The organism is Rhizobium sp. Root1204, from assembly GCF_001424965.1.
Lineage (GTDB): Bacteria > Pseudomonadota > Alphaproteobacteria > Rhizobiales > Rhizobiaceae > Pararhizobium.
Genome location: NZ_LMCZ01000006.1, coordinates 509,714 through 523,136, shown reverse-complemented (window position 1 = coordinate 523,136; position 13,423 = coordinate 509,714). Strand labels below are relative to the sequence as shown.

12 protein-coding genes and 1 tRNA gene are annotated in these 13,423 nt (G+C 58.8%); 3 read left to right on the top strand and 10 right to left on the bottom strand.

Annotation, left to right across the window (positions count from 1 at the left end):
- Positions 1 to 321: hypothetical protein (locus tag ASC96_RS33510; RefSeq protein WP_210171863.1), on the bottom strand; the 321-nt coding region annotated here is incomplete at its 3' end.
- Between the two features lie 36 nt (positions 322 to 357).
- Between ASC96_RS33510 and ASC96_RS09940 the strand changes: the two genes are divergently transcribed.
- Positions 358 to 1,836 (top strand): aldehyde dehydrogenase family protein, encoded by a 1,479-nt coding sequence (locus ASC96_RS09940; RefSeq protein WP_060502886.1) that lies wholly within the window; start codon positions 358 to 360, stop codon positions 1,834 to 1,836.
- Between the two features lie 97 nt (positions 1,837 to 1,933).
- Here the strand turns inward: ASC96_RS09940 and ASC96_RS09935 are convergent, their stop codons facing one another.
- The 7 genes from ASC96_RS09935 to ASC96_RS09905 all read right to left on the bottom strand — a co-directional run bounded on the left by ASC96_RS09935 (position 1,934) and on the right by ASC96_RS09905 (position 10,824).
- Positions 1,934 to 2,416, bottom strand: coding sequence for a BA14K family protein (locus ASC96_RS09935; protein WP_060502885.1), 483 nt, complete (start codon positions 2,414 to 2,416; stop codon positions 1,934 to 1,936).
- Positions 2,417 to 2,540: 124 nt separating this feature from the next.
- On the bottom strand, positions 2,541 to 2,759 hold the full coding sequence (locus ASC96_RS09930) for a hypothetical protein (RefSeq protein ID WP_060502821.1): 219 nt from the start codon (positions 2,757 to 2,759) through the stop codon (positions 2,541 to 2,543).
- A 128-nt stretch (positions 2,760 to 2,887) separates the two neighbouring features.
- The gene (gene cml, locus ASC96_RS09925; protein WP_060502820.1) at positions 2,888 to 4,084 is read right to left on the bottom strand and encodes a CmlA/FloR family chloramphenicol efflux MFS transporter; all 1,197 of its coding nucleotides are present in this window, start codon (positions 4,082 to 4,084) and stop codon (positions 2,888 to 2,890) included.
- 220 nt (positions 4,085 to 4,304) lie between these two features.
- A complete protein-coding gene (gene metH / locus ASC96_RS09920) occupies positions 4,305 to 8,078 on the bottom strand; it encodes a methionine synthase (protein ID WP_060502819.1) in 3,774 nt (1,257 codons plus the stop codon).
- A 163-nt stretch (positions 8,079 to 8,241) separates the two neighbouring features.
- A complete protein-coding gene (locus ASC96_RS09915) occupies positions 8,242 to 9,399 on the bottom strand; it encodes an AGE family epimerase/isomerase (protein WP_060502884.1) in 1,158 nt (385 codons plus the stop codon).
- A gap of 20 nt (positions 9,400 to 9,419) precedes the next feature.
- A complete protein-coding gene (locus tag ASC96_RS09910; RefSeq protein WP_060502818.1) occupies positions 9,420 to 9,914 on the bottom strand; it encodes a heme-degrading domain-containing protein in 495 nt (164 codons plus the stop codon).
- A 13-nt stretch (positions 9,915 to 9,927) separates the two neighbouring features.
- Positions 9,928 to 10,824 (bottom strand): ROK family protein, encoded by an 897-nt coding sequence (locus ASC96_RS09905; RefSeq protein ID WP_060502817.1) that lies wholly within the window; start codon positions 10,822 to 10,824, stop codon positions 9,928 to 9,930.
- A gap of 218 nt (positions 10,825 to 11,042) precedes the next feature.
- Here ASC96_RS09905 and ASC96_RS09900 point away from each other — a divergent pair.
- Positions 11,043 to 11,119, top strand: a tRNA-Arg gene (locus tag ASC96_RS09900).
- 86 nt (positions 11,120 to 11,205) lie between these two features.
- On the top strand, positions 11,206 to 11,505 hold the full coding sequence (locus tag ASC96_RS32545; protein WP_156393918.1) for a hypothetical protein: 300 nt from the start codon (positions 11,206 to 11,208) through the stop codon (positions 11,503 to 11,505).
- Here ASC96_RS32545 and ASC96_RS33305 read toward each other — a convergent pair.
- Positions 11,499 to 11,663, bottom strand: a complete 165-nt coding sequence (locus tag ASC96_RS33305; protein WP_164491974.1) for a hypothetical protein — start codon at positions 11,661 to 11,663, stop codon at positions 11,499 to 11,501. The two genes, ASC96_RS32545 and ASC96_RS33305, sit on opposite strands and share 7 nt — an antisense overlap.
- Before the next feature lie 340 nt (positions 11,664 to 12,003).
- Complete coding sequence (locus ASC96_RS09895) at positions 12,004 to 13,287, bottom strand: cystathionine gamma-synthase family protein (RefSeq protein WP_060502816.1); 1,284 nt, start codon at positions 13,285 to 13,287, stop codon at positions 12,004 to 12,006.
- Positions 13,288 to 13,423: the final 136 nt, after the last annotated feature.

The following is a 13,423-nucleotide window of genomic DNA, read 5'->3' as shown; positions in this document are numbered from 1 at the left end:
AACTAACTGATTTATATGAGATATTTCATAAACAACCAAAACAACCCACAAAATCCACCAAAAATACCCGGAATCCAACAGCCAAAATCTTTCCCAAACGGGTAAAATTGCCAATTGCACGGTTGGTGTATGAAAGGCGCATAAAGCACCGTCACGGAACGGTGCGCCGAAGATGCCGGCAGCGGCGGAAAATTCGACCATTACCGCTGGACGGTTGGCCGCGCCCATTACCGGCCTGCTCGACAATTCCAACCTGCGCGATACACTCTCAGCCAATTCTGCGGCGATGAAAAATGCTGCCGACGTGGCGACAGCCAACAAGGCGATACTTGATCCGATTTGAAGAAGGACGGCGACATGCAGGACAGGCTTTACATCGACGGCGCGTGGGTAAGGCCCGAGAAGGGCGGCACTCTGGATGTCATCGATCCCGCCACCGAACAGGTCATTCACAAGGCCCCCGCCGGGACCAGCGGCGATATCGACAAGGCCGTCAAAGCTGCCCGCTACGCATTCGATTCCGGCCCGTGGCCAAAATTCACCGGCACCGAGCGCGCCGCCTACCTGCGCGCCATCGCCGCCAGGATCACCAAAAAGCGCGAGTTCCTGGCGAAACTCGAAGTCGCCGACAATGGCAAGCCATTACCAGAAGCCCTGTGGGATATCGACGACGTCGCCGGCTGTTTTACCTATTATGCCGGTCTCGCTGAAGAACTGGATCAGCATCCGGAGGAAACGATCCCGCTCAGCGAGCCGCGCTTTTCCTCGCGGGTGGTGCACGAACCGCTCGGCGTCGTCGGCGCCATCACGCCGTGGAATTATCCGCTCTTGATGGCCTCCTGGAAAGTTGCGCCGGCCCTTGCCGCCGGTTGCACAATGGTGCTGAAGCCCTCGGAACTCACACCGCTTACCGCGCTTGAACTCGGCGTGATTGCCGAGGAAGTAGATCTCCCGGCCGGCGTGCTCAACATCGTCACCGGCACGGGCCTTCAGGCCGGTGAGCCGCTGACTGAGCATCCGCTGGTCGACAAGCTTGCCTTTACCGGCTCGGTCGCCACCGGCCGCAAGGTGATGATGGCCGGTGCGCAGGACATCAAGACCGTCAGCCTCGAACTTGGCGGCAAATCGCCCTTTGTCATCTTTGCCGACAGCGATATCGAAAAGGCCGTCGAATGGATCATGTTCGGCATTTTCTGGAACCAGGGCCAGGTCTGTTCTGCCACCTCGCGCGTACTGGTCGAGGCGGAAATCTATGATGCCGTCGTTTCGCGCCTGTGCGAGGAAGCAGCCAGGATCAAGATCGGCAACGGCATGGAGGGTGGAACGCTACTCGGGCCGATTGTCTCCAAGGGCCAATATGACAAGATCGTCTCGGCCATAGACCGCGCCCGTATCGATGGCGCCACGGTTGCCTATGGCGGCGCCCGGCCGGCGGGTCTCAACAGCGGTTATTTCCTTGAGCCGACGGTGCTGACCGACATGAGCGAAGACAGCTATGTCTGGAAGGAGGAGATTTTCGGGCCGGTCGTCTGCGTCAAGCCGTTCAAGGACGAGGACGACGCCATCCGCATGGCCAATGACAGCCGCTTCGGGCTTGCCGCTGCGGTGATGTCGAAGGATGTCATCCGCGCCGAACGCGTCGCCGAAGCCTTTCACGCCGGTATCGTCTGGGTCAACTGTTCTCAGCCGACCTTCGTCGAAGCCCCTTGGGGCGGCTACAAACAATCCGGCATCGGCCGCGAGCTCGGCCATTGGGGACTGTCGAACTATCTTGAAACCAAGCAGATCACCCGTTTCAACAGCGATGAGCCGTGGGGCTGGTACATCAAGGAATGAGGTGCTCGCCGTCCAGATACGGACGCGGGATTTGCAAATCGGCAGGGCTATTGCAAGCCCTGCCCTTCGCTGAGCTGATTAACCGCTTCAACCTGCACTAGTATGGCGATATGCATTGACGCCGGCTACCGTTATACGGCTGGAACGTATTGTCATAAGCCCGATACGAGCGATAGCGCGCATAACACCAATCTGCGTGCGAACCGCCGGTCCGATAATAGCGCCGCCCACCGTCATAGTATCTCGGTTGTGCGAGAATGCCGCCGATAATCGCCCCGGCAGCCAGACCACCAAACGCTGCGCCGAAGTTGTCGTCATAGTCATGGTAGCGCCGATAATTGCCGTAGTCACGGTAATAGCGCCGATTTCCATAGTAGCCACCATTGCGGTAGTGGCGCCGGATGTAGGGGCCGCGATTGCCGCCATAGCGGCCGATACCCCACGAACTACGGTAGGATTCGACCTGTTGAACATCCGAAACCTGGATCTTCGGGCGTTCAGCGGATGGGAATGCCTGTGCCGGCACAACGCTTGAAAAGGCGGTGGCCAGCGACAGACCAATGATTGCGAACATCTTCATTTGAATCACCATTTTGCCTTTCCAAGAGGAAACGTTTCAAACAGTGCTTTTGTGCCATACCTAGAACAAAAAAATAATAGCGCGATGATTACGCCCACACGAGAGGCCTTTTTTCTTCAGCGTTTCAATCAAGACGCTTGAATGTCCATTTCACGGTATACTCGCCGCTACGCTTCATCTTGGCCTTGGTCCGCACCCGCACCGGGCCACCAAGTGCAATCTCCGCGTCTTCAAATGCCTGGCGCGCCTCCGCCATTGCCCGAAGATAGGCGCTGTTGTCGCGCTTCGGGCTATCGGCAATCGCCTTGAGAAGGGCAATCGTATCAAGTTTGTCCTTGGCCATGAACTCTTACCACTCCTTCTGCTGCTGGCTGTGCCGGACGCGCCGGTTCAATACACCCGACAGACCACCTATCTCAAGTCAAGCCCGTGGATCAGGGCAGGATAGCAGATGCCACCCTGCCCGGCCGATTAAACCGGCGTTTGCTGGTGGCGAAGTCGTGCCAGCGCAGCCAAGACGACTGTAGCCGTGAGCGAGGAATAGGCCACAAGCGGCCATGCTGTATCGCCTTGCAGCGCCACGACCGCCAGCGTTCCGGCAATGCCGGTGATCAGGCTCTGGATGCAGAAATAGACGGCAACGGCCGAACCGGCGATATCATCAAAGCCTTTCAGCGCGCCGTTTGCAGTCACGGAAACCGCAAAAACGATACCGATCGCCATGACCCACATCGGCACGATGAAGGTCAAAAAGGATGCGGAACCGAAAATTTGACCAATACTCAACAGGAACGCGCCCAACAGCAGCATCCCCATGCCTCTTGCGAGGCTACCGGGATTACCCCATTTCGCCACGAATTGCCCGGCGAAGCGCGAGGTGATGATCATCGCGCATGCCGCAGTCGCGAAAGCCAGACTGAATGTTAGCTCAGTAAAGCCCGCACCGTCGATCAGCACTCGAGGGGCGATGGAGAAGAACACGAAGAACGTGCCCATCGCCGCGCTAAACCCGAGCGTATAGGTCCAGAACGCAAAACTCTTGAAAATCGGCCCGATCGAGCGGCGCGAGGGTGCCGAAGAGGCCGGCCGCGTTTCGTGCCAGCGAAAGACCGCATGGACGAGTGCCAAGAGGGCGCCTGCACCAAGCGCAGCGAAGATCGCCCGCCATCCCAATCCATCGGCGATCACGGCGCCTGCGATCGGGCCAAGAGCCGGCACGAAGGACAGCATGGCGCTGAAAAGACCGTAGATGACGGCGCTTTCCGGGCGGTCGGCATAGACATCGCGAACAGTCGCAAACGTGGCCACAAGAGCTGCCGACGCACCGGCAGCCTGAAGGAACCGGAAGAGGACGAACACGCCTGCCGTCGACGATGCTGCCAGGCAGAGCGACGCGGCAGCAAACAGCAGCGCGCCGCCGATCAGCACCGGGCGCCGGCCGATGCGATCGGAGACCGGCCCGAACAGGATCTGCCCGACGCCGAGCATGACCATGTAAAGGCTGAGAGTCAGCTGAATGACCGCCGGGCTGGTGTTGAGGATGCCGGGCATTGCAGGAACGACTGGGAGATAGATATCCATCGCCAGAGAGGCGAGAATATCGAAAGGGGCCATCAGCAGCAGCGTTGCTGGCAGGGAATAGGCCCAGATACGGGGTTTTGTAGACATGGGAAAACATCCGCTCAAATGAGGTACATTTGGCGGCGTCTGCCTGTCAGCTTCAGCTGGAATTGGTTCGACAGACCGCCGCAACAACATGAAAAAGTTGTTGCGGCTTACTTATCTGCGGATTTTGCGGTCCCCATGCCGATGCTCCAAGATCCGGAATTCGAAGAACGCTCCTATATCAAAACAGGAGCGGCCAAACAATGTCCCGGAAAAGCGACATCTATTCCGCCGCCTCAACCCTCGGCGCAGGGACATAGTTCAGGATCGGCCCGAGCCAGCGTTCGACTTCGCTAATCGGCATGTCCTTGCGGTCGGCATAGTCTTCGACCTGATCGCGCTCGACCTTGGCGACGCCGAAATAGTAGGATTCCGGGTGAGCGATGTAGATGCCGGAGACGGAGGAGCCGGGCCACATGGCAAAGCTTTCGGTCAGCGTCACACCGATTTCCTCTTCAGCCTTCAGCAGATCGAACAGTGTTGCCTTTTCCGTGTGATCCGGTTGCGCCGGATAGCCGGGCGCCGGGCGGATACCCGCATAGGGTTCGGCGGCGAGTTCACTGGGATCGAAGGCCTCATCGGCCGCATAGCCCCAGAGCTCCTTGCGCACATATTCGTGCATGCGCTCCGCAAAAGCTTCGGCAAACCGGTCGGCCAACGCTTTCACCATGATCGACGAATAGTCGTCATTCGCCCGTTCGAAGCGTTCGGCGATTGCCACTTCCTCGATACCGGCCGTGACGACGAAGCCGCCGAGATAGTCCTGCCTGCCGCTATCGACCGGAGCAACGAAATCCGACAGCGCCACGTTCGGGCGGCCGTCGCGCTTGGTCATCTGCTGGCGCAGGGTATAGAAAGTCGCGCGTTCCTTCGCCCGGCTTTCGTCGGTGAACAAGCGGATATCGTCACCGACCACGCCGGCCGGCCAGAAGCCGACGACCGCTTTTGGGGCGAACCATTTTTCCGCAATAACCTTGGCCAGCATCGCCTGCGCATCGGCAAACAGTGCACGGGCAGCTTCGCCCTGACGTTCGTCGTCGAGGATCTTTGGATAGACGCCCTTCAACTCCCAGGTCTGGAAGAACGGGGTCCAGTCGATATAATCGGCCAGTTCAGCGAGATCCCAGCTCTGGAAGACCCGGGTGCCGAGGAACGATGGCGTCTTCGGCTGATAGGCATCCCAATCGACTTTCTGGGCATTGGCGCGGGCTTTGGCCAGCGGCAGGCGCTGCTTTTCCAGTTCGTTGCGGGCATGCGCATCCGCGACCTTTTTGTACTCAGCCTTGACGGTATCGATGTAACCGCCCTTCATTTCTGGCGACAGCAGGCTGGAAACCACGCCGACGGCGCGGCTGGCGTCGGTGACATAGATCGCCTGACCCTGATTGTAGCGCGGATGGATTTTCACCGCAGTATGAACACGGCTGGTGGTCGCGCCGCCGATCAACAGCGGGATGTCAAATCCCTCGCGCTCCATTTCGGCCGCCACATGCGCCATCTCATCGAGCGACGGCGTGATCAGACCGGAAAGGCCGATGATATCGACGTTCTTTTCGCGGGCGATCTCGAGGATTTTTGCCGCGGGCACCATGACGCCGAGGTCGATGATTTCATAGTCGTTGCAGGCGAGCACGACGCCGACGATATTCTTGCCGATATCGTGCACATCGCCCTTCACCGTCGCCATCAGCACCTTGCCGGCGCTCTTGCGCTCGCCCAAGCCGCCACCGGCCAGCCGTTCGGCCTCCATGTAGGGCAGCAGGACGGCAACAGCCTGTTTCATGACACGGGCAGACTTCACCACCTGCGGCAGGAACATTTTTCCTGCGCCGAACAGATCCCCAACGACATTCATGCCGGCCATCAGCGGGCCTTCGATGACATGCAGCGGCCGCTCGGCATTCTCCCGGGCTTCTTCCGTGTCGGCCTCGATGAATTCGGTGATGCCATTGACCAGCGCGTGCTCCAGCCGCTTTTCAACAGCCCATTCGCGCCATTTCAGGTCCCGCTCCTTGGCTTCCTTGCCTGCCGTACCCTTGAAACGTTCGGCAAGCTCCAGCATGCGCTCGGTCGAATCAGCGCGGCGGTTGAGGACGACGTCCTCGCAGGCTTCCTTCAATTCGGGCTCGATCTGGTCGTAAACCGCCAGCTGACCGGCATTGACGATACCCATGTCCATTCCCGCCTGAATGGCGTGGTAGAGAAACACGGCATGCATCGCCTCGCGCACCGGCTCGTTGCCGCGGAAGGAGAAGGACAGGTTGGAGACGCCACCTGAAATATGCACATGCGGCAGGGTATCGATGATCTCGCGCGTCGCCTCGATGAAATCAACGCCGTAATTGTTGTGCTCCTCGATACCGGTCGCGACCGCAAAGACGTTCGGGTCGAAAATAATGTCTTCCGGCGCAAAACCTGCCTGCTCGGTCAGCAGCTTGTAGGCGCGGGTGCAAATCTCGACCTTGCGGGCCCGTGTATCCGCCTGCCCCTGTTCGTCGAAAGCCATGACCACGACGGCGGCGCCATAGGCGCGGCAAAGCCGGGCGTGATGCAGAAAGGCATCTTCGCCTTCCTTCATCGAGATGGAGTTGACCAGGGGCTTGCCCTGCACGCATTTCAGGCCGGCCTCGATGATCTCCCATTTTGACGAGTCGATCATCACCGGAACGCGGGCAATATCCGGCTCGGCGGCGATCAGATTGAGAAACTCGACCATCGCCTCCTTCGAATCGATCAGGCCCTCGTCCATGTTGATGTCGATGATCTGGGCACCATTGGCCACCTGATCGCGGGCGACATCAAGCGCCTCGGCATAGTTTCCGGCGGTGATCAACTTGCGGAACTTGGCCGAGCCGGTGACGTTGGTGCGTTCGCCGACATTGACGAAAGGAATGTCCTTGGTCAGTGTGAACGGCTCCAGACCGGAGAGTTTCATCAGTCGCGGCACGTCGGGGATTTCACGGGGCGCATGTTTTGCGACGGCCTGTGCGATCGCCCGGATATGGGCCGGCGTCGAACCACAGCAGCCTCCGACGATATTGACCAGGCCTTCGCGGGCAAAGCCTTCGATCTGGGCCGCCATTTCATCCGGCGTTTCATCATACTGGCCAAATTCGTTGGGCAGGCCGGCATTCGGATAGGCGCAGACGAAGGTATCGGCGACGCTGGAAATCTCGGCCAAATGGGCGCGCATGGCATTGGCCCCGAGCGCGCAGTTTAGACCGATGGTGAAGGGATCGGCATGGCGCACCGAGTGCCAGAAGGCTGTTGGTGTCTGGCCCGACAGTGTGCGGCCGGAAAGATCGGTGATCGTGCCGGAAATCATCACCGGCAGGCGGATACCTCTCTCGAGGAAGACTTCTTCCGTCGCGAAGATCGCCGCCTTGGCATTCAGCGTATCGAAGATGGTTTCGATCAGAACGATATCCGTGCCGCCATCGATTAGACCGCGCAGCTGCTCGGCATAGGCGATGCGCAGGTCATCGAACGAAACAGCGCGGTACCCTGGGTTATTCACATCAGGGGAGATCGACGCCGTCCGGTTAGTCGGCCCCAAGGCGCCAGCGACGAAACGGCGCTTTCCATCAACCTGTTGCGCGCGCAAACCGGCGCGCCGGGCAAGACGCGCTCCATCGCGGTTGAGCTCATAGACCATCGCTTCCATGCCGTAATCGGCCTGAGCAATCGAGGTGGAAGAGAACGTGTTGGTCTCAAGGATATCAGCGCCGGCAATGGCGTAGTTGTAGTGAATTTCCTCGATCGCGCCCGGCTGTGTCAGCGTCAAAAGGTCGTTATTGCCCTGCAGATGACACTCGCAGCTAACAAAGCGATCACCGCGAAAATGATCTTCGCCAAGGCCAAGCTGCTGGATTTCCGTGCCCATTGCGCCATCCATGATCAGGATGCGTTCACGTGCCGCCGCTTTCAGCGCGGCCATGACCTCGGATCCATCCGGTTGGGGTGAAACGGCGCCGAAAAGGGCATCGATGGCGGACATGGGAAATCTCCCGTTCTGAAAACGACATTAAACTGAAAATCAGAGATCACATAAAGATATCTTTATGTCAATATATCAGTTGGAAATTTGATTGCCCCGAAATTGAAACGGCCCGCCTCTGCTTGAGACGGGCCGCTTGAAAAAATCGTGCAGATATCTTGGCTTAGAGTCGTTTCAGGCAATCGTCCAGTTCATAGACCGCGCACAGAATGTGATAGAAGCTGCTGGCCGGCGCAGGTTCGTCGACAAAGCTGCCGTCGGCCTTCTGCTTGTCACGCCAAAGCCCCTCGACCGGCGTATCGAGAAAGCCTTGCAACGCTGTAGCGGCGCGAACGGCAGACCGCAGATACCGCTCACGCTCCTCGCCCTGTGTCAGCGCCGCAAAACGAACAGCGGCCTTCAGCCACTCCGTTTGCGGCCAAAGCCGCGCAATCGGATCGGCGACGGAGAAATCGTCCAGCAGCGTCATGACAGCGACGTCGCGTGGCTGGGCAATGCCATATTGTTCGCCAATTTCGAACAACCGCCGCGCCTTCACCAGTGCATCGGCATTGCCGCGCCGCTCGGCCCAACGCAGCAAGAGCCAGGCCCATTCGAACTGGTGGCCGGGCTCGACGATACGGCCCTTGTCACCAGGCATTGGCGCCCAGTCCTGATCGAAGAATTCACGCAGCGCGCCGGTTTCCCGGTCGATGAAATGCTCCATGCAGAGAAAGGCGATTTCATCTGCCAGATTGGTCCAGGCCACGGTGTCGAAGCCCTCCACCGTCTCGCTGGCAAGGCATGCCTCGAACAGGTGCATATGCGGGTTGGAGCAAAGCGGCAGGCGTGATGGATTGTCTTCTTCAAACCCTGCCGACGGATGCTTGCAATGCGCTTCCAACCTGCCGTGCAGCGCATTGCTACGGTCGATCATCTCCGCCTTGCGATCAGGAAAGACCTGCGCCAGATAGGCGAAGGACAGAAGCGCAAAAGCCTGATTGTAGAGATCGAATGACGCGTCGATCAGAGTGCCATCGGCGTCGGCAAGAGCGCCATAAAAACCGCTTGGCTGCAGATAGACCCTATCGAAATAGGCGATGCCATCGCTGGCCACCGTCTGCCAATCGCCGGACCAACCACGTCGCCCGGCTTCCGCGAAGCAATAGACCTGACGAGGCTGGACGCGCGAACGGCGATTGGCCCGCGTCGGCTGCCCGGACATGTCGATCGTCTCGACAAAGCCGCCGCCGACACCATCAAAACCCTTGTCCCGCCAGAGCGGCAAGGCTTTTTCGGAAAGCCACGCGTTCAGTTTTGCGGAAAAACCGGCAATATCCATTGTCATCAATCCGTTCAATCTTATTCGCTCAGCTGCAACTCACCAAGATTTTTACCGAGAAGTTTGGCCAGCGCTTCGATGACCATGGTGTGATCATCACGCTGCGGCAAGCCCGAAACAGTCACCGCGCCGATACAACCAGTACCCTTGACGACGATCGGGAAGCTACCGCCATGCGGCGCAAATTCCGCATCCGGCAAGCCGAACTTGGTGGTGATATCGGTGCCTTGCTTGGCGAGCGACAAGCCCACCGCATAGCTGCTCTTCAGGAACCGGAAGACGCAGTTTCGCTTGCGGCGCACCCAATTCGGATTGTCGGGCGTCGAGCCTTCCAGCGCCGTGTAGAATACCGGCATGGAAAACAGCGTCACATCGATGACGACGCCGAGCTTGCGCTCCACCGCCATCTCGCGCAGCAGCGAACCCAGCGCCCAGCCGGTTTCCAGGCTGAAACTGTCGAACTGAAGTTCGCGTTCCTGCAGTGCAATCTGCTCCAGATCCGCCTCGATAATCATCGTAATCCCTCCATCAATCCTTCCAGAGCCAGGCGGCACCGCGCACGCCGGAACTGTCGCCATGCACCGCCTTGCGGATCGGTGTTTCGAAGCTGTCGCCGAAGATGTATTTGACGATCAGGTCCGGCAATTCGTCGTAGATCTCATCGACATTCGACATGCCGCCACCCAGCACGAACACATCCGGATCGACGATATTGGTCAGAAGCGCCAGGCTGCGGGCAAGCCGGTCGACGAAACGCTCGTAGACGGCGGCCGCTACCGGCTCGCCGTTGCGCTTGTCGGCAATGATATCGCGACCGCGCCGGTCGGTACCCGTGGTCAAGCGATAGTCCAGCTCTACCCCGGTACCGCACGCATACATGTCGAGACAGCCATGTTTGCCGCACCAGCATTTGTGGCCGGGATATTCGTCCCTGGTCATCCAGGGCAGCGGATAATGGCCAATTTCAGCGGCAATGCCCTGATAACCGGCATGTACGTGCTTGTTAATCGCCAGCCCGCCGCCATGGCCGGTCCCGACAATCACGCCAAAGACTGTATGCGCATCCTTGCCGGCACCGTCGACAGCTTCCGAGATCGCCAAGCAATTGGCGTCGTTGGCAAGCCGGACCTCACGGCCGAGTGCGGCGCCAAGATCGCGCCCCAGCGGCTGGCCATTGAGAAGCACCGCGTTGGAATTGCGTACTATGCCGGTGCGCGGATTGAGGCTTCCGGGAATACCAATACCGATCGTTCCCGTTTCGCCAGCGCTCTGCTCGGCGGCTGCGACAAGCTCCTGTACCGCGCGGATACAGGCATCATAGCCGCTGGTCGGCGTGGCGATGCGATGCCTTGCCCGTGTTGCGCCATCGCGATCGAGCGCGATGACTTCCATTTTCGTGCCGCCCCAATCAATTCCGATGAACATGCTGGATCAAACTCTATGGGTGTCATTGTCAAAGGCGGCGCCATCGCGGCCGGGTCTCCTCCCCGTTTCGCCGCACCCTGCTTATCATCGGAAAACCGTTCCGCGCCAGCCCCGGCCTGCATCACACACGTTAGAAAACCCAGTTCGCAGAAAACCACTCAAACCACACCGGAAACACTTGGCTTCCACGCCCACCTTTTGTAAGGGTTCTTCAGGTTGGTCCCATAGCTCAGCAGGATAGAGCGCAAGATTCCTAATCTTGAGGCCACTGGTTCGAATCCAGTTGGGATCACCACTTTTGTCCTGCCCAATACTTGGGGAAAACGCGGACACGACCACCAGCATTGCCTTGGACGATATCGAACCGGCTGGAACTTCGCCGTGGCCGATCAACCTGTTTCCGCCCGCATCAAGGATTTCCATGAACTCGGCGTGAAGAACCGTTCAGAACGGCTACTCTGTGTTTCTGACGATGGCAACGCCGCTGAACAGCCCAAAAAAGAGCACGCCGGAATGAGTGCGGCGATAATCCAGACAGGGGTGCAGCAAGCCCGCCGTAAAGTTTCAGCTGGCGCGCACACAGGAAAACCTTGTTCAACGCCGCCGCATCAACTGTCATGCACGGCTTGCAGGGGCATCCACAATGCCCCTGCAAGCCGTCACCTCAAAAAACGTCAGTAACCGATGCGCACGCCACCGGCATCAGAGGGACCGAGGTCCGGTATCGGTCCATAGCCCTGGTATTGCGCGTAGGTCGTGTTATTCGCGCCGGTGCTGGCGCATCCCGAAAGCGCCAAAAGCGCCAGCGCCGCAACGGCCATCAGAGATTTAAGGGACATAATTTTCTCCTGTCGAGGGGATTGGCCAGCAGGCCGGACGGCCATGGCAAATGTTCGTCTATATCATCGGCAATGACAAGTGGGATCATCCCCGCGAAAGGCGAGATACAAACGACAGCGTAAACACACCTTGAAAGGCAAACCAGACGGCGGGAAATCCGCAAGCATCCGGACAAAGAAAAAGGCCGGGTGAAAACCCGACCTCTCCGACCCGTCTCGACAGCGATTGCCAGTACATCCGTGGTCAACCGCTGGAAACGAATTCCGTATGCCCAATATGGCAAGGGAATGTAACCGTTTCAAGACAAAGCGAAAAATAAGAAAAAAACGGGGCTCTCTGTCAGGCTGCATCCAGCGCAATCGTCAGGTCGGCGATCAGATCATCCGGATGCTCGATACCGATCGAAAGCCGGATAGTCGATTCCAGCACGCCGATCCGCTGGCGGACCTCCAGCGGCACGCCGGAATGGGTCATCGTGGCCGGATGACTGGCCAGCGATTCCGTGCCACCGAGACTGACGGCGAGCTTGAAGATCTGCAGCGCATTGAGAAACTTGAAGGATGCAGGCTGGCCACCGCGGATATCGAAGGAAAAGGTCGAGCCAGCGCCGGTACACTGCGCAGCAAATGTCTTGCCAAGTGGCGACTGCGGGTCATGATAGGGCAGATAATGAATGCCCTCGACCTTGGGGTGATCGCGCAGGAAATTGGCAACCTCGAGTGCATTGTTGTTGGCCTTTTCCATGCGAATCGACAATGTCTCAAGAGACCGGCCAAGCATCCAGCAGGAATGCGGATCGAGTTGCGTGCCGATGGCGCCGCGCAGTGCCTTGACCTGTTTCATCACCGCCTTGGCACCGAGAGCCGCACCCGCGATCAGGTCCGAATGACCACCGACATATTTGGTCAGCGAATAAAGCGAGATATCGGCGCCATGTTCGATTGGCCGCTGGAAGACCGGGCCAAGCAGGGTATTGTCGCAGGCGACGATCGGCGTATGCCCCTGCTTGCGGCCGATCGCATCGGCAATCCGGCGGATCATCGCGACATCGACAAGGCTGTTGGTGGGGTTGGCCGGCGTTTCGATCAGGATCATCGAGACCCGGCCTTTGGTCATCGCCTCTTCAGCCGCCGATTGCACCGACGCCTCGTTGACGCCATCGGCAAATCCAACCGCAGCAACACCCATGTTGAGAAAGGTTTTTGCCAGCAGCGTTTCGGTTCCACCGTAGAGCGGCTGGGAATGAAGAATGGCGTCGCCCGGCCGTACGAACGCCAGAAGCGTCGTTGCAATCGCTGACATGCCGGAGGAAAACAGCGCGCAGCTTTCCGTCCGCTCGTAAACGGCGAGACGGTCCTCAACAATCTCGCTGTTGGGATGATTGAAGCGGGAATAGACCAGCCCCGCCCCGGTCCCCGCAGGCGGCTCGCGGCGGCCGGAAACGAAATCGAAGAAATCGCGCCCTTCTTCGGCCGACTTGAACACGAATGTAGACGTCAGAAAGACCGGTGGCTTGACCGCGCCCTCGGAGAGCTCCGGGTCATAACCGTAATTCAGCATCAGGGTTTCGGGATGCAGTTTGTGATTGCCGATATGAGTCTTGGAGGGATGTGGAGCAGTCATGACGGTCTCCGGGATTTGCGGCCAATGACGCAGTCTACATCAATTTTCGACACCGCTTCTTGCCATTCTTCGGGTTTTTTCATCCGAAAATTGCGCTACAGCGATGGATGACCGGAAAAACCGGATAGTGCAGCAC

Excerpts from the sequence above, each read along its gene's own strand:
- ASC96_RS09915 (WP_060502884.1), bottom strand. The coding sequence starts at position 9,399 with ATGGATATTGCCGGTTTTTCCGCAAAACTGAACGCGTGGCTTTCCGAA.
- ASC96_RS09910 (WP_060502818.1), bottom strand. The coding sequence starts at position 9,914 with ATGATTATCGAGGCGGATCTGGAGCAGATTGCACTGCAGGAACGCGAA.
- ASC96_RS09935 (WP_060502885.1), bottom strand. The coding sequence starts at position 2,416 with ATGAAGATGTTCGCAATCATTGGTCTGTCGCTGGCCACCGCCTTTTCA.
- cml (WP_060502820.1), bottom strand. The coding sequence starts at position 4,084 with ATGTCTACAAAACCCCGTATCTGGGCCTATTCCCTGCCAGCAACGCTG.
- ASC96_RS09905 (WP_060502817.1), bottom strand. The coding sequence starts at position 10,824 with ATGTTCATCGGAATTGATTGGGGCGGCACGAAAATGGAAGTCATCGCG.
- ASC96_RS09895 (WP_060502816.1), bottom strand. The coding sequence starts at position 13,287 with ATGACTGCTCCACATCCCTCCAAGACTCATATCGGCAATCACAAACTG.
- ASC96_RS09940 (WP_060502886.1), top strand. The coding sequence starts at position 358 with ATGCAGGACAGGCTTTACATCGACGGCGCGTGGGTAAGGCCCGAGAAG.
- ASC96_RS33305 (WP_164491974.1), bottom strand. The coding sequence starts at position 11,663 with ATGTCCCTTAAATCTCTGATGGCCGTTGCGGCGCTGGCGCTTTTGGCG.
- metH (WP_060502819.1), bottom strand. The coding sequence starts at position 8,078 with ATGTCCGCCATCGATGCCCTTTTCGGCGCCGTTTCACCCCAACCGGAT.
- ASC96_RS09930 (WP_060502821.1), bottom strand. The coding sequence starts at position 2,759 with ATGGCCAAGGACAAACTTGATACGATTGCCCTTCTCAAGGCGATTGCC.